Origin of the sequence: Flavobacterium sp. GT3R68 (assembly GCF_007109225.1) — a bacterium.
Lineage (GTDB): Bacteria > Bacteroidota > Bacteroidia > Flavobacteriales > Flavobacteriaceae > Flavobacterium.
Genome location: NZ_VJZK01000001.1, coordinates 930,795 through 948,077, shown reverse-complemented (window position 1 = coordinate 948,077; position 17,283 = coordinate 930,795). Strand labels below are relative to the sequence as shown.

Sequence of the window (17,283 nt, the reverse complement as noted above, 5' to 3'; positions counted from 1 at the left end):
AATTTTTAGTCGATCCTGATTTCGTCAATGAGTAACCATGCATCAGCTGAAGCGCCAACTTTCCCTTCCGGAATTTTTCCTGCATTTAGAGCTATTACTTTTACATATTTTGTTTTGACAGGAGTAAAATCCACGATTACGCTACCCTTCATTCTTTCGATTTCCTGTAATGTTATTTCCTTAACCGTTTTAAAATCAGTTCCATTTTCAGAAACCGAGATAATGATGTTTTTTGGATAATACACGCGATTCAATTCATTGGAATGAACATTCAGAGCTACTTTAGAAACAGATTGTACTTCTGCTAAATCAATAACCGCTTCCAAATCCTTTCCTAAGAATCCCAGCCAATCAAAACCTTGCTCTAGTCGGCTGCCGAGCATTCCGTCGACCAATGCAAACGCGCCCCCTTTGTTATAATTCTGATGAGGCGGCGTTTTTAAGGTCACTTTTTTACCGGTTGATTTGGACACGGCGAAAGCCTGTTCGATTATGGGGCTTAATTGTTTTCCGTTTTCAAAGAGTGTCGCTTTTACAGTAGTGCTTTTATCAATCAGTATCGGGTTTGCGTATCTTTTTGAAGTTTCCTTTGGGTCACTTCCGTCGGTTGTATAACGTATTCCTGAATCAGAGAAATTTGTCGAAAAAGTAAGGAATACGCCTTTACCATCAGTAGTTTCTGCGACTTTTGAAGTAACACCATATATGGCTTTCGAATAGTTGACACCCATTTTATCTAAGACAGCAAAATGCTGCAACAGCCTATTTTGAAAATCTTTATAATTATTAGGATTAGAAGTTCCCCAAACCACTTCAGCTAAAGCGGCCATACGGGGCATAGTCATGTATTCCACGTGTTCGGGAGTGTTGATGTATTCGGTCCAGACATTTCCTTGAGCGCCCATAATATACTTTGCTTCTTCAGGTGAAAGAGCAGCCGGTGTTGGGTCGTACGCATACACTTTTTCAACCGGGGTATATCCTCCGATTGCAATTGGTTCGTATTTTGGATCGCCCTGATAGTGATCAAAATAACAATGGGAACTCGGAGTCATTACTACATTATGGTGCTGTTTGGCAGCGTCGATTCCTCCTTGAGTACCACGCCAGCTCATCACTGCGGCGTTGGGAGCCAATCCACCTTCAAGAATTTCATCCCATCCAATTATTTTTCGCCCTTTGAAGTTCAGGAATTTCTCGATTCTTTTAATGAAATAGCTCTGTAGTTCGTGTTCGTTTTTCAAACCTTCGCTTTTAATCAAAGCCTGACAATGTGCACAGTTTTTCCATCTGATTTTCGGGCATTCGTCGCCCCCAATGTGAATGTATTCGGATGGAAACAGTTCCAGGACTTCTGTCAGCACATTTTCCAAAAACTCAAACGTTGCTTCATTAGGGCAATAGACATCTTCCAAAACACCCCATTTTGTCGCAACTTCAAATGGACCACTGGTGCATGCCAATTCCGGATAAGCCGCCAAAGCTGCCTGTGAATGTCCGGGCATTTCAATCTCCGGTACGACGGTGATGTGACGTTTTTTTGCGTAAGCGACAACTTCCTTGATTTCGTCCTGAGTGTAAAAACCGCCATACCGAATTGTGTCATAGATCTGGTCGCGGTAATGCCCTACAATCGAACCTTTTCTCCAGGCCGCTATTTGGGTTAGTTTTGGATATTTTTTTATTTCAATACGCCAGCCCTGGTCTTCCGTCAGGTGCCAATGAAATGTGTTCATCTTATACATCGCCATGTAATCTATGTATTTTTTGATGAATGCCGTGGGGAAAAGATGGCGACCTACATCTAGGTGCATGCCCCGCCATTGGTATTTTGGTTCATCTTTAATCTGCAGACAAGGAAGGGTTATCTGTTTGTCCCTTTCCAGTGGAAGCAATTGTATCAGCGTCTGAAACGCATAAAAAATACCTTGACTTTCGTTTGATGCGATTTGGGTTTTGGAAGGTAAAATATTTAAAGTATAGCTTCCGGAATTTCCTTCCGTTGCTCTTTGAATTTCAATTATATTGGTGTGGCCTTTGGTGTAGCTGACAATCTGCAGTTCATAACCATAATTCATTAGCAAAAACTGATTGAACAAATCCGCATCTTTTTGAAAGGCAACTTCTTTTACTACAATTTTCGTAGTTCTGTTGATTGTAAAATTGCCATCCATTCTTTTTAGTTCTTTCGGCTGCGGAATGATGGGTAATGGATTTTGGGTAAATCCAATTGTACAGCATAATAAAAGAAAATATGTTATTTGGCGAATCATAGCGTAGGGGTTAATTAAACATTAAGTTGCACTAAAGTATGAAAAATAAGAAAGCCCCACAATTGTGAGGCTTTCTTTATTTATATGTCGAAAAGGATTACTTCAAAGCATCCACTTTAGCTTTCACCTCATCGGCAGTTCCTTCGAACTTCTGAATATCGGCCTGACCATTGATGGTTGTCGTAACCGTAGCTTTTACTTTTCCGCTATTGTCTTTTTCAGATTCAATAACCACTCTTTTGCTAACTTCAGTTTTCATTGCTTGACCAGCTATGAATTTTCCATCCGCATCATAATGAGACAAACACATTGCTTTTTCTTCTGCGGAACAACCTTTTTCGTCACACATTTTGGCACATTCTTCTTTGGTCATCGTGGCACATTTGCTCATATCGCATTTGTTTGACATTGCAGCATGCATTGGAGCCATGTATTCACAAGTAGTACTGGCACATCCTTTAGCAATACATTCCTCTTTTGACATCGAAGTACATGCATCTGAGGTAGCGCAGCACGATGCCACTTTATCAGAAATTGTATGACTCCCGTTACCTAAAATCGGAGCAATTACCAAACCAATCAAACACGTTAATTTAATCAGGATGTTCATCGATGGTCCTGAAGTATCTTTAAATGGATCTCCAATGGTATCTCCGGTAACTGCCGCTTTGTGAGCATCAGAACCTTTATAGGTCATTTCACCGTTGATTAATACTCCTGCTTCAAAAGATTTTTTGGCATTATCCCAAGCGCCACCGGCATTGTTTTGGAAAATAGCCCAAAGCACTCCAGAAACTGTTACTCCGGCCATGTATCCACCCAACATTTCAGCAACTAAAGAGTTGGCACCGTCATTATTCATGTAAACCAATTTACCCAAAAGAACAATGGCAATAGGAAAACCAATAGTTAAAATCCCTGGCAACATCATTTCTCTTAATGCCGCTTTTGTAGAAATATCAACACATTTTGCATATTCCGGTTTACCGGTTCCTTCCATAATTCCAGGAATTTCACGGAACTGACGACGTACTTCGTACACCATGTCCATCGCTGCTTTTCCAACAGAATTCATTGCTAATGCAGAGAAAACCACCGGGATCATTCCACCTACGAATAACATCGCTAAAACCGGCGCTTTAAAAATATTGATTCCGTCAATTCCTGTAAAAGTAACATAGGCAGCAAATAATGCCAATGAAGTTAATGCAGCTGAAGCAATTGCAAAACCTTTACCAGTTGCAGCAGTTGTGTTACCAACTGAATCCAAAATATCGGTCCTTGTTCTGACTTCTTTTGGCAATTCGCTCATTTCAGCGATTCCACCTGCGTTATCAGAAATTGGCCCGAATGCGTCAATTGCTAATTGCATAGCTGTAGTCGCCATCATTGCTGAAGCTGCTAAAGCCACACCGTAGAATCCAGCCAAAGCATAAGAAGACCAGATCGCTGCTGCAAATATTAACACTGTTGGGAATGTAGAAATCATTCCGGTTGCTAAACCTGCAATTACGTTGGTTCCAGCTCCTGTTGAAGATTTTTGTACAATTTTCAGAACTGGGCCTGTGCCTAATCCTGTATAATATTCTGTTACTGAAGAAATCGCTCCACCAACTACTAATCCAACAAGTGTTGCGTAGAAAACTCTCATTGAAGAAATCTGTTGTGCTGCTTCTCCGAAAAATTTCATTGTCATTACTTCAGGCAGCATATATCTTACCAGGAAGAAACAAGCAATCGCAGTCAAAACGATAGAAACCCAGTTTCCAACGTTTAAAGCTCCCTGAACTTGTTTTTCTTTCGCATCATTACTCTTTATATTAACCAACATAGTTCCGATGATAGAGAATAGGATTCCGAAACCGGCAATCGCCATTGGTAACAAGATTGGTCCGATTCCGCCAAAAGCATCAACGATTTTACCACCCATGTCTTTGATCACATAATTACCAAGAACCATTGCGGCAAGAACCGTCGCTACATAAGAACCAAATAAATCGGCACCCATTCCGGCAACATCACCTACGTTATCTCCAACGTTATCTGCAATTGTAGCAGGATTACGAGGATCATCTTCCGGAATACCGGCTTCCACTTTACCTACTAAATCCGCTCCAACATCGGCAGCTTTGGTATAAATACCACCACCAACTCTTGCGAATAAAGCAATCGATTCTGCTCCCAGAGAGAAACCGGCCAATGTTTCCAAAACAACAGTCATGTCTTCTGTAGAAGTCCAAACCCCGCCCATGAACATATTGAAAAGTATGATAAAGAAACTTGTTAAACCTAAAACAGCTAAACCAGCAACTCCAAGACCCATTACGGTTCCACCACCAAAAGAAACTTTTAAAGCTTGCGGCAAACTGGTACGGGCTGCCTGTGTTGTTCTTACGTTTGTTTTAGTTGCGATTTTCATACCCATATTTCCGGCTAAAGCTGAAAAGAAAGCACCAAAAATAAATGCAACCACTATTAATAAGTGTGTTTGAACACCTGGTAAAAAAGTAATCCCCGCTAAAACGACACTCGCAATAACTACAAAAATGGCCAATAATCTATATTCTGCTTTTAAAAAAGCAAGGGCTCCTTCGTAGATATGATCTGAAATCTCTTTCATCTTACCATCCCCGGCATCCTGTTTTAAAACCCAAGCCCTTTTAGCATACATAAATGCAAGCCCAATAAATGCCATGATAATCGGCACATAAATCATTATTGAATCCATAGAAATAATTTTTGGTTTTTGTTAATTTTTTGTAAATGTAACTAAACGCCTATAAATAAAAAAGCAATATTCTTAATAGAATATTGCTTTTAGTATAAATCGAGGGTAAAAAAATTATTTAATGCTGAATAATCCTTCCGGTTTGTTTTCTATTTGTTCAAAACGTTCTGTACAAGCTTTCAAAATAGCATATGCTTCATTTTTATCTCCCCAGCCGCCTACATCAACAGTTTTGTTTTCTAAATCTTTATATACCTGGAAGAAATGTTCGATTTCTTTTAGCAAATGCGGATTCATATCTGACAAGTCTTCCAGCTTATTCCAGATTGGATCTGAAACAGGCACGCAGATTACTTTTTCGTCGGGACCTTTATCATCAGCCATATGGAAAACACCGATAGGCTTCACTTCCATTACACAACCAGGGAAAGTCGGTTCATTTACCAAAACCAAAACATCTAATGGGTCCCCATCCAATGCTAAAGTTTCCGGGATGAATCCATAATCAGCAGGATACATCATGGAGGAGAATAACATTCTGTCAAAACGCATTCTTTTTATTTCAAAATCGTATTCGTATTTGTTTCTACTTCCCCTGGGGATTTCGATCAGTACATCGAATGTTTTTAATTTGTCTGCAGTCATTTTATTTTTATGTCTTTAATTCTAATTTATGCGGGTGCAAAAGTAGTCTAAAAACACGTTGTACACAAGAATAATCGCGCTTAAAAAACAATAAAACAAAATGGCTAATATGATACTTTTCGTCCTCTTTTCTGAAGGTAATAATGCCAGAGCAGGAAAGTGGCGGCAGAGCGGTGCGGCATCCAGTTTTCGGCATGGCTACTCATCTCTTCCTTGGTCTGCAATCCCCAGAGTTCCCTGATGGTATTAACTACTGCAATATCGCCAATGGGACAGATGTCTGGTGACTGAAGACAGAACATTAGATAGACATCAATGGTCCAGTTACCGATTCCCTTAATTTTGATTAGTTCCTCCCGGATTTGCTGTGCGGATTTCAATGCGAGGTTTTCCAAATCAATCGTACGGTTGATGATGGCATCGGATAATGCTTTGATATAAGTTGTTTTTTGACGACTGACGCCGACGCTCCTGAATTCTTCCTCAGATAATATTGAAAGTTCTTCCGGTACTAATGTGATGACTTTGGTTTTGAGCTTCCCAAAACAGGCCTTTGCGGAATCAATCGACACCTGTTGCTCCAATATCAACAGCACCAGGGTTTCAAAGCCCTGTGGCCTTTTGGGAATTTCAGGAATTCCGTAGATATCCACAATCTGTTTGAAGATGGTGTCTTTTTCGGAAAGATAGATAATGGCCTGTTTCATGATTTTGTTTTTGTGTAGCCCTGATGGAAGTGGCATCCTTTGCTTGCTTTCTTTAAGCAGGCAAAGATATAACGGACAGCAGGAAATGGCTTCAAGTATTATAATAAACTATGCAGCTTCCGATAAATTGTTTGACAATCAATTTAATAAAACTATTTTTGGCAAAAATAACATTCTCCCTCCTATATGCAAAAAAGCTATATTATTCTGGCTCATAAAAATCCCGGACAATTGAAACTTTTGATTGAAAGGCTTGCTGACAAGCAATCACATTTTTATATTCATGTGGATAAAAATATCGAGATTGAACCGTTTAGGGCTTTTGAGTCTCTTGCCAATGTCAGTTTTGTAAATCCGAGAGAAAAAGGCACTTGGGGCGATATCGGAATTGTAAAAGGAACCCTAAATGCACTGCGACAAATATTAAAAGATTCCAGAAAAGGTACTGTTATTTTATTGAGCGGGCAGGATTACCCGATAAAAACCAACGAACAGATAAACGCGTATCTGGATGAAAATGCCGGCTGTGATTTTATCGATATTTCTCCGCTGGACAAGGTACTAAACGCTCCGGAATGGGTTGAAAAATTACAGTTCTATAAATATAATATTTCGGATATAAGAGCAGACCATGTTCTGATTCCGAGGTTACTGAGCAAGTATTTTTATACGTTGAAGACCATTAATAAATTGGGTAAAGTGCTTCTTTTTAGACCCGGTTTATTGTCAAAATCCTCTTTTTATTCCCATTTGGTTACCAAAAGGATACCATATGAAAACATTCCATCCTATGCCGGTGGGCAATGGTGGGCGCTGTCATTAGAGACCGTCGATAAGATTATTGATTTTGTAGACCTGAATCCTGATTTCATTGCGCATCATCAGTATACGCTGTTGCCGGACGAGATTTTCTTTCAGTCGATTATCATGCGGTTATGCCAAAATGATCCGACAATTATATTTAAACCTTCGCTACACTATGCCAATTGGTCCCGGAAAAATTGCCCGCTACCGGTCACTTTTGTTTCGTCTGATTTAGCCGAATTAAAACAACAACCGCACAACATGCTGTATGCACGAAAATTTGATTTGGAAACCGATAAGGAAATATTTGAACTGCTCGACAGTATTTAGAAATAAAACCCCAACGAACCTTTGATTCCGAAATTTCTCGTTTCAGGTGTGATGTAACTCCCTCTCCAGCTGAATTCGATTTTGAATACTTTAAAGATGTTCCCGATTCCGGCATTGTATTCCCAATAGCCATCTTCGGGTGCGCGATAAACCAGTCCGGATGCATTCAGCGCCCGATTGCTGTCGGTGATGTTTCCGTATACTCCTTTAACGCCGATGGTTTCTCTCCAGTTCAGTTTTCGAAGGAACGGAATTCGGGAGAAAATCCTTCCGCCAAAATTATGCTCCAACTGGAACGTTGCGTATTGATCGGTTTCAAATTCATAGAAATCCAATAAGTTGAACGTGTTTTCTATCGTGAAATACGTTTGATTTCCGGGAACGATACTTAATAATCCCAAAGGCACATCACCATAAGTTTTACCGAGTTCTACAATTGCGTTGAGTCGGCCTACCCCACCAATAAGAAACGGTTTTTTGTAGTACAACTGTAATTTTTTATAATCGAAATCACTATCGGCCAATCCTTTAACCCCAAGACTGTAATTGACGAAAATTCGGGAATACGGACTGTCGACATACGATCTTTCGACACCATAACCAATGGCTTTTCTACCCGGCGTATAATCAATCTGCAGGTTCAGTTCGGACTGTTTGACTTCGCTTTCGACCACGCCGCCATTTCCTAATGCATCCGGCAAGACTTTATAATAATCCAGACTAAATGTGGATGATGCAGAAGCTAAAGTTCGATACGAATAGCCGGTTTGCACCGTGAAATTTTTGAACGGTTCGATTTCTATCGAGAACGATGTCAGATTGATATTCGTTAATTTCCCGTTGCTACCGGTGGTGAAAAGTGCCGACGAGGCGAAACTTCGTCCCAGTACATCATTTGTGGTGGTCAATGCCGCTCCGATCTGTTCAATATCCCTTCGGTTCCCACCGGCAATCATGATTCGGTTTTTTTTATCGATCAGCCATTTTCCCGAAAATCCGTATTTGAATTTGTCGTCTTTAAATCCATAGGCGGTATATCCTTGCACACGCCATAGGTCATTCATTCCAAAATACGTCCTTCCTCCAGCACGCAATCGGAGACCTTCGACTTCATTGGTGCCAAAAGTGGAAAAAATGGGTCCATAATCAAAATGCCCTTTTGGAATATAGCCACTTCCAAGAATAGTCACTAAGTCGAAAATCTGTCTGAATTTCTTATTGGTCTGAAGTGTATCAAGCATTTTATAAACGCCGGCCTCATTTTTATTCAGCTTTTCAAATCGGTTTTCTGCCCAGAATTCGTTGGAACGCTCGTAAGCAGTTGCGTCCTGATTATTAACTTCTGCTTTGTAAAAATTCTCGGGTTTTTGGATGTTAAACTTATGATTTTGAAAAAGAGTAGTTCTCTTTCCGTACAAACCTCTTGATTTTTCTTTTTTGTTAAAAGCAAAATCGGTCATCATATAGTCTCGCTTCAAAAGGAAAACCGAATCGTTCAGCACTTCAAATTCCTGTTCTATATAAATGTCTTTCACCCAGTTGATGTTGGCGCTTTTGGTCACCGCCATACTGATATTTTTGATCGCGAAAGTGGTGTCATTCACCCAGAAATCACCCTTGAAAGTCAGCTCATTTTTTCGTCTTGGATAGAAAACGATATTATAACACCATTTTTTATCAATGAAAGAACTGTCACGCAATACATAATTATAAACGTCAATACCTGTTTTTGACAACGGGCTGGTAAAGGTTTTATCGTAAAACGTCAGATAATTGTTATAAATATCATATTCATTATAAAGATCTTTTACAAAAGCAATAATCTGCTGATTGGAACTAAAACCCGAATTTTTATTGGCCTTTAAAATTTCTTTGACTTTATTTTTTACATTATCACCATAGACATTCGAAAGTGCCTCATTTATAAAGATCGGCAAATAGGTTTTCCCGGTAACATCCGAAGTATCTACCTGTTTGAAAATAAACTCCATCCCTTTGAAAAGTTTACTTTTCATATAAGCACTATCGATGGTATTCATATCGAATTCTACCTTTTCGTATTTATCCATCTGATACTGGTTGAACATACGAAGTCCGTTTTTGCGTTTTCTTTCCCAGATTTTACGAAGGATATCAAGGGCCGGATTGTTTTTCTTCGATGTTTTTCCGGAGAATATAACGACTTCCTTCAGTTTTTCACCATCGTTGATTTTAATGATAAAATCATAGTTGACTGCTTTAGGCAAAGGCACTTCTTTCGTATCAAAACCTGCAAAAGAAACAATTACAGCGGTATATGTTTTTGGCGATTCAATATAAAAACGACCGTCTTCATTGGTCACAATTCCTTCGGTGGATCCTTTGAAAACTACGTTCGCATAAGGCACGGGCTGATTGCTATTGTCAACAACCATACCGCTTACTTTAGTCTGGGAGCAAAGTACATTCGATAACCCAATGATAAAAAACAGGCAAAAAAATAATTTCTTTTTCATAAGTCAAAAAAAAAAACTCCATCAGAAAATTTTTGATGAAGTTTCAAATATAGTTAATTTAAATATCCGATTATTTATACATTACTTTTTTAACTGCTTTTATAACGTCATTTGCATTTGGAAGCCATTCTTTCAATAATGTAGGAGAATAAGGCGCAGGCGTATCGGCAGTCGTAATTCTTTGGATTGGAGCATCCAGGAAATCAAAAGCACGTTCCTGAACGATATATGTAATTTCGGAAGCCACACTGGCAAATGGCCACGCTTCTTCCAATACTACCAAACGATTGGTTTTTTTTACTGAAGTCAAAATCGTATCATAATCCATAGGACGAACGGTTCTCAAATCGATAATTTCGCAGGAGATTCCTTCTTTTGCCAATTCGTCAGCAGCGTGATGCGCTTCTTTGATAATTTTTCCAAAAGTAACAATGGTTACATCTGTTCCGGCACGTTTGATATCGGCAACACCAATTGGAATGATGTAATCGCCATCCGGCACCTCCCCTTTGTCGCCATACATTTGTTCTGATTCCATGAAAATCACAGGATCATTATCACGGATAGCTGCTTTTAGCAATCCTTTCGCATCATAAACAGTAGACGGCACCACTACTTTCAGTCCTGGCGTGTTAGCAAACCAGTTTTCGAATGCCTGAGAGTGTGTTGCACCTAGTTGTCCGGCAGAAGCTGTAGGCCCCCTGAAGACCATTGGCATAGGGAACTGTCCGGCTGACATCTGACGCATTTTTGCCGCGTTATTGATAATCTGATCGATACCTACTAAAGAGAAGTTGAAAGTCATGTATTCCACAATCGGGCGACAGCCATTCATCGCAGAACCCACCGCAATTCCTGCAAAACCAAGTTCAGCAATCGGTGTGTCAATGACTCTTTTCGGGCCGAATTCGTCCAGCATTCCTTTGGAAGCTTTGTAAGCTCCATTGTATTCAGCCACTTCTTCACCCATTAAATATACGGACTCATCACGACGCATTTCTTCACTCATCGCTTCGCAAATTGCCTCTCTAAATTGTATCGTTCTCATATCTTTTTATGTATCTCTGTAATTTTGAAAAGCAAAAATAATTATTTTAAATCACTTATGATGTAAATTATATTTAAAGTTGTTAAATACCTTATTTTGAGATTCTGCTTATCAAGGATTTTAAAAAGGTTGAGATCATTTACATAAAACAAAAGCAACCCTCTCGAGTTGCTTTTTGTTTAATTATTTTTTGCAGGCATTGATTTTAAATCCGGGCGTTTGGGGAGAACTACAAAGATTCTAAAATTATATTTATCAACCACTGTAGAACCCTCTATTTAGTTAGGTTCGATTTCTGGGATATACATAAAAGACCTCTTACCGAACATCGATAATAGTATTATATATATCCCTTTAAGAGGTAGTCGTTTTATTGTCTCACGTATATAAATTCGCCTGCGAAAACGGGTGATAGAGGAAAGGAAATTTCCCACCCGTAGTGGTATGTAATCCCGATTTTATTTGGGGATATAATGCGCATGTCGTGGAAATAATCCTCAGAAATACCGACGGTTTTCAATGTTCTCTGATTTAATGTAAAAGAAACATTGCTACTAGAGGACAATGGAGTCATCTCGTCGGGATAATCCATAGTAAGAATGCAGTCAGACCCGGCAAAAACGCGCGTATCAGTCTTTATCCTCGAATTCTGGCTGGTCATAGTACCTGAATATGCACCGTTGAAAGTAAGAGTCTCACTGACATATGCGATGTAAGTCCTTACAATCATCGGACTACAGTTTACATAATAATCGGCAACGGCATTAGTGCCCAAAGGCACGCCTCCATATGATTCGAGGTTCCAAGTCCCGATAAGCATAAAGGTAGGAATCACAGTGATGGGTATTTTGCCCGAAAAGCTGCTGAAGGAGTCGTTGTAGCTGTAATACAAAAATGATTCGACAGGCACTGTGGCAGGGGTATTAACAAAATTAATCTTAATGTCTAACGAGCCGTTGATAGGATAAACGCTTTGCAGCACAAGGTCCGGGTGGTTCACCGAGAAGGTGAAATGGCTGAAGCTGGTTATACCGGCCTGGGTATTTACCAAGGGGTTAGTCACGGCCAGTTGCTCGGTGGGAATGGTCCTGAAATCAGCAAAGGCAATATTGTTGTTGACCCAAATGATGATGCTGTTCAATTTATTGACGAAGTAATTGTAGCGGTTATATACCTTAAAGAAGGAGACTGCTCCGGGCTGGGTCTTGCCGCTGTCAGCGGCGATGAGTCCGCGGTCAACAGTATTGAAGGGAATTATGCTCGATACTTGGTTCTGGAAAGTCAGTGCCGTAGCGGTGGCATTTCGGTCATTGTTCCCGAAAAGACCGTTGAGGCTTAGGTTAATGCAGTTTAGCTTCCTTTCGAGCAGCACGAGGAAATAGGCCCTTGCCTTGTAAGCCCCGACAGCAACCAATACCCCGCCTACCACAACGCCAATCTTGGTTGGCTCGGCAATAGCGACTATGGCTCCGGCGGCCATCAGATAGACGGCAGCGGAATGCTTTGCTAAAGTCACCACATCGTTAGGATCGATGGTTCTGTCGGTAACGGAGCTGAAATCGTTTAGGATCAAGTCATTGAAAATAGCGTTATTGGATTTGTATAAAATGGCCATCGTGGTTTTATCCTCCGCACTTGCATTGGTGAAGACGGCGTTGAAACTGTCGATTGTATGCTGCACAGCCGCGGCTTCAGGAGAAGCATCAAGGGTCTGCGAAAACGTATTAAGATTGGCCAGAAACGGCGCCATTGTTACTTCAGGTGTTTCAGAAAGCACTGTGTTTTTAACATCATAATGAATGGTAGCATTATCTAATGAAGGGATTACTAAATCATGTAATCCAATTGTTGTAGCATAAGGTACTAAAAATAATAATTTGCTATCTTCAGATTTCGTTAAAGTAATGGCAGCTCCATCCAGAGTTCCTTGGTATTCATTATCCAATAAAGTTACACTGCTCATAGTAACAGTCACTACTTGAGAACGAAAAATCTCACCACCGTTTTGGTCTATAGAATTTGCAGCGTCGTCTGCTGAACATGATAATATGAGGACAAAAGCTAATAATAAAAGGAATATTTTTTTCATAATCTTTTTGTAAAATTTTTATAAATATAAACAACATTTCGAGCAATGCTAATCAACAAATTTATTGTTATTGCATATTTTATAAGGTTTACAACTTCACTACAGCCTCTATTTGGTTTCACTCTTCTTTCAGCACAAAAATTTCACCTCAAAATCCTTCTTAGAAAATCCATAAAAATCGTTAAGTTAGATTTATCTTACAATAATGCTACGCTAATTACTTAAAAAATAAAATTATAATTGAAATATTGTTATTGGAATACATTATGCATGCATAGCTTTTTTTATAAAAATAAATTACTAATTTAGTGCCCTGAAAATTTTACCCTTTAAATTATACAAAATGAAAATATTAGTTTGCATCAGTCACGTTCCTGATACTACTTCAAAAATTAATTTCACCAACGGTGATTCTGAATTTGACACCAACGGTGTTCAGTTTGTTATCAATCCAAACGACGAATTCGGTTTAACCAGAGCGATTTGGTTCCAGGAGCAACAAGGTGCTACAGTTACTGTAGTAAATGTGGGTGGACCGGATACCGAACCTACCTTAAGAAAAGCATTGGCAATTGGCGCTAACGAAGCAATCCGTGTGAATGCCGCTCCAACTGAAGGATTTTTTGTAGCTACGCAATTGGCAGAAGTAATCAAAAACGGTGGTTATGACTTAATTATTGCAGGAAAAGAATCATTGGACTACAATGGCGGAATGGTTCCTGGAATGATGGCCGGACTGTTGGGATACAACTTTTTGAATTCTTGTGTGAGCTTAACTGTTGACGGAAACGCAGTAAAAGCATCCAGAGAAATTGATGGTGGAAAAGAAACAGTAAGCACTACATTACCTTTAATTATTGGTGGACAAAAAGGACTGGTAGAGGAAAAAGATTTAAGAATCCCGAACATGAGAGGAATTATGACAGCAAGAACCAAAGTTCTTACTATCGTGGAACCGGTAGCCGCATCTTCTGAAACCAAAGCAGTGAAATTTGAAAAACCGGCACCAAAATCGGCAGTAAAACTAGTAAGCGCTGATAATCTGGACGAATTAGTTAACCTATTACATACAGAAGCCAAAGTAATTTAGTTTTCCGTTTTTGACCTTTCGGGAATATATCAAAACGCAAACAAAAATCATTAAACAAAAAGACTATGTCAATTTTAATATACGCTGAATCAGCAGAAGGAAAATTTAAAAAAGTAGCTTTCGAATTAGCTTCTTACGCAAAAAAAGTAGCCGAATCATTGGGAACAACTGTAACGGCCGTTACTGTAAATGCAGGTGATGTTTCTGATTTATCAAAATACGGCGTCGATAAAGTATTAAAAGTAAACAACGATAAATTAGCGGGTTTTACAGCAAAAGCATACGCTGATGTGATCAAGCAGGCAGCCCTAAAAGAAAATGTGAAACTGGTTTTGCTTTCCTCTACAACGGATAGTTTGTACATGGCTCCTCTAGTAGCCGTTTCATTAAGTGCAGGATTTGCTTCTAATGTTGTGGGATTGCCGGTAAGCACTTCGCCCTTTCAGGTCAAAAGAAATGCGTTCTCTAACAAAGCTTTCAACATTACGGAAATTGCGACAGATGTAAAAGTATTAGGATTAGCTAAAAATTCATACGGTGTTTTCGAAAACGCTTCGACATTAACTCAGGAAGATTTCAATCCGACTATTGGCGAGAATGATTTTGGTGTAAAAGTGGAATCTGTTGAAAAAGCTTCGGGAAAAGTAACCATCGCGGATGCTGACATCGTGGTGTCTGCAGGTCGTGGGATGAAAGGTCCCGAAAACTGGGGAATGATTGAAGAATTGGCAGCAGTTTTAGGAGCTGCAACAGCATGCTCGAAACCGGTATCTGATTTAGGATGGAGACCACACAATGAACACGTGGGACAAACCGGAAAACCGGTTGCCGCTAATCTATATATTGCAGTAGGAATTTCGGGAGCGATTCAGCATATTGCCGGAATCAACTCTTCTAAAGTAAAAGTAGTTATCAATGCCGATCCGGAAGCGCCTTTCTTTAAAGTTGCCGACTATGGTGTGGTAGGTGATGCCTTTGAAATTATACCAAAATTAATCGAGAAACTAAAAGCTTTCAAGGCTCACAGCTAATAGTTTTTTATATATTCTTTTAAAGAGGTTATTTGAATTTAACAAAATTCCGATAGCCTCTTTTTTATATTTATAATTCTTCGTACTTTTGCAGGTATGAGCTTAGTAAAATTAACCATAAAAGGAATTTCGTACAGTCAGACTCAAAATGGTGCGTATGCATTAATATTAAATGAGGTTGACGGCGATAGAAAATTACCAATTGTCATTGGTGCTTTTGAGGCGCAGTCTATAGCTATTGCCCTAGAAAAAGAAATCAAACCACCGCGTCCATTGACGCACGATTTATTTAAAAACTTCGCAGATCGTTTTGATATCATTGTCAAACAAGTCATTATCCACAAGCTCGTGGACGGCGTTTTTTACTCCAGCATCATTTGCGAAAGAGATAAAATCGAAGAGATTGTTGACGCAAGGACTTCAGACGCGATTGCTTTGGCATTGCGTTTCAACGCTCCTATTTTCACCTATAAAAACATTCTGGACAAGGCTGGTATTTACCTGAAAGCCAGTCCTTCAGAAACCGATAAGGGCGCTCAGGAACTTGATGATGTTTTATCCAACCCCGAAACTTTCGGAATGGAAGAAACTAATCAATCCGGAGGCGTGTACACCAAACACAGCATGTCCGAATTAACCGAAATGCTGGATGCTGCCGTTGAGCACGAAGATTATGAAAAAGCCGCTAAAATCCGGGACGAAATTTCTAAAAGAGAATCATAGAAATTAATCCGAAAGTGTTACTTTGGCCTTTCAAATCATCCTATAAAAATTACCCCCAATGAAGCAATATTTAGATTTAGTGCAGCATGTTTTAGAAACCGGCGCGCAAAAAGGTGACAGAACAGGAACAGGGACAAAAAGTGTTTTTGGCTACCAGATGCGTTTTGACCTCAGCGAAGGTTTCCCGATGGTAACTACAAAAAAACTACACCTGAAATCTATTGTTTATGAATTATTGTGGTTTTTAAAAGGCGACACGAATATTGGGTATTTAAAAGAAAACGGCGTTAAAATCTGGGATGACTGGGCTGATGAAAACGGGGATTTAGGACCGGTTTACGGACATCAATGGCGTAATTGGAACAATGAAGAAATAGATCAGATTACCGAACTTATTGATACTCTAAAAACGAATCCGAACAGCCGCAGGATGCTTGTTTCGGCATGGAATCCAAGTGTTTTGCCGGACACCTCCAAGTCTTTTTCAGAAAATGTAGCCAATGGAAAAGCCGCTTTACCGCCTTGTCATGCTTTTTTCCAGTTTTATGTAGCCGACGGTAAATTATCCTGCCAGCTGTACCAAAGAAGTGCCGATATTTTTCTTGGCGTTCCTTTCAACATTGCATCTTATGCCCTCTTCACAATGATGGTTGCGCAGGTTTGTGATTTACAGCCGGGGGAATTCATTCATACTTTTGGTGATGCCCATATTTACAATAACCATATTGAACAATTGGAACTGCAATTGTCCCGAGCTCCGAAACCATTGCCAAAAATGATTTTAAATCCGGAAGTAAAAAATATTTTCGATTTTACATTTGAGGATTTCACATTGGAAGGATACGAACCGCACCCTCATATAAAAGGAGCCGTAGCTGTATAATACAGGATAAATTGAATTTTGGTTTCCCCATTTAATATTTTTTAAACAATTTTGCTATCTTTAGCTAAATATTTTTTTTATGGAGAACACACCTCACGAAATATATGAATATGCAAGGAGAAGAATAAAGCAAAAGAAAATGCTCTATTTTCATTGCGTTTTCTTTTTGGTTGGGAGCCTGTTTATGTTTGCCACTAACCACCTAATGAATATTGGCGAACCAAACAACTGGTTCCTGTGGCTGTCCACGACGTGGTTATTCTTTTTTATCCTCCATTTCATAAAAGTGTACATCACGGACCGCTTCATGAATAAAAATTGGGAAAGAGCCCAAATTGACAATCTTATTATTAAACAGCAACGAAAAATAAAAGAATTAGAACAACAGGTGCAGGAGAATTATGTCGCCTGATTTGATTTCGAAGCTGACCAAACTA

General features: G+C 39.4%; 13 protein-coding genes. 6 read left to right on the top strand and 7 right to left on the bottom strand.

Annotation, left to right across the window (positions count from 1 at the left end):
• Positions 1-5: 5 nt before the first annotated feature.
• The 4 genes from FNW07_RS04080 to FNW07_RS04065 form a co-directional block, all read right to left on the bottom strand.
• Complete coding sequence (locus tag FNW07_RS04080; protein ID WP_126743692.1) at positions 6-2,273, bottom strand: glycoside hydrolase family 20 protein; 2,268 nt, start codon at positions 2,271-2,273, stop codon at positions 6-8.
• A gap of 97 nt (positions 2,274-2,370) precedes the next feature.
• Positions 2,371-5,001, bottom strand: a complete 2,631-nt coding sequence (locus FNW07_RS04075; RefSeq protein ID WP_126743691.1) for a sodium-translocating pyrophosphatase — start codon at positions 4,999-5,001, stop codon at positions 2,371-2,373.
• 114 nt (positions 5,002-5,115) lie between these two features.
• Entirely contained in the window at positions 5,116-5,646 is a 531-nt protein-coding gene (locus FNW07_RS04070) for an inorganic diphosphatase (protein ID WP_126743690.1), read from the bottom strand.
• A gap of 104 nt (positions 5,647-5,750) precedes the next feature.
• Positions 5,751-6,353, bottom strand: a complete 603-nt coding sequence (locus FNW07_RS04065) for a DNA-3-methyladenine glycosylase (protein WP_126743747.1) — start codon at positions 6,351-6,353, stop codon at positions 5,751-5,753.
• Between the two features lie 186 nt (positions 6,354-6,539).
• Between FNW07_RS04065 and FNW07_RS04060 the strand changes: the two genes are divergently transcribed.
• Complete coding sequence (locus FNW07_RS04060) at positions 6,540-7,487, top strand: beta-1,6-N-acetylglucosaminyltransferase (RefSeq protein ID WP_126743689.1); 948 nt, start codon at positions 6,540-6,542, stop codon at positions 7,485-7,487.
• Here the strand turns inward: FNW07_RS04060 and FNW07_RS04055 are convergent.
• From FNW07_RS04055 to FNW07_RS04045, 3 genes are all read right to left on the bottom strand, one after another.
• Positions 7,484-9,982: a DUF5686 and carboxypeptidase-like regulatory domain-containing protein gene (locus FNW07_RS04055; protein WP_126743688.1), complete on the bottom strand. Its 2,499-nt coding sequence runs from the start codon at positions 9,980-9,982 to the stop codon at positions 7,484-7,486. The genes FNW07_RS04060 and FNW07_RS04055 overlap by 4 nt on opposite strands.
• 70 nt (positions 9,983-10,052) lie before the next feature.
• On the bottom strand, positions 10,053-11,030 hold the full coding sequence (locus FNW07_RS04050) for a pyruvate dehydrogenase complex E1 component subunit beta (protein ID WP_126743687.1): 978 nt from the start codon (positions 11,028-11,030) through the stop codon (positions 10,053-10,055).
• Between the two features lie 370 nt (positions 11,031-11,400).
• Positions 11,401-13,119, bottom strand: a complete 1,719-nt coding sequence (locus FNW07_RS04045) for a hypothetical protein (RefSeq protein WP_126743686.1) — start codon at positions 13,117-13,119, stop codon at positions 11,401-11,403.
• Between the two features lie 343 nt (positions 13,120-13,462).
• On the opposite strand from FNW07_RS04045, the gene FNW07_RS04040 reads away from it, so the two are divergent.
• The 5 genes from FNW07_RS04040 to FNW07_RS04020 all read left to right on the top strand — a co-directional run bounded on the left by FNW07_RS04040 (position 13,463) and on the right by FNW07_RS04020 (position 17,258).
• Positions 13,463-14,209: an electron transfer flavoprotein subunit beta/FixA family protein gene (locus FNW07_RS04040; protein ID WP_126743685.1), complete on the top strand. Its 747-nt coding sequence runs from the start codon at positions 13,463-13,465 to the stop codon at positions 14,207-14,209.
• Between the two features lie 65 nt (positions 14,210-14,274).
• Positions 14,275-15,240: an electron transfer flavoprotein subunit alpha/FixB family protein gene (locus FNW07_RS04035; protein WP_126743684.1), complete on the top strand. Its 966-nt coding sequence runs from the start codon at positions 14,275-14,277 to the stop codon at positions 15,238-15,240.
• A 96-nt stretch (positions 15,241-15,336) separates the two neighbouring features.
• Entirely contained in the window at positions 15,337-15,963 is a 627-nt protein-coding gene (locus tag FNW07_RS04030) for a bifunctional nuclease family protein (RefSeq protein ID WP_126743683.1), read from the top strand.
• 58 nt (positions 15,964-16,021) lie between these two features.
• Complete coding sequence (locus FNW07_RS04025) at positions 16,022-16,846, top strand: thymidylate synthase (RefSeq protein ID WP_126743682.1); 825 nt, start codon at positions 16,022-16,024, stop codon at positions 16,844-16,846.
• A 79-nt stretch (positions 16,847-16,925) separates the two neighbouring features.
• Positions 16,926-17,258, top strand: coding sequence for a 2TM domain-containing protein (locus tag FNW07_RS04020; protein ID WP_126743681.1), 333 nt, complete (start codon positions 16,926-16,928; stop codon positions 17,256-17,258).
• Positions 17,259-17,283: the final 25 nt, after the last annotated feature.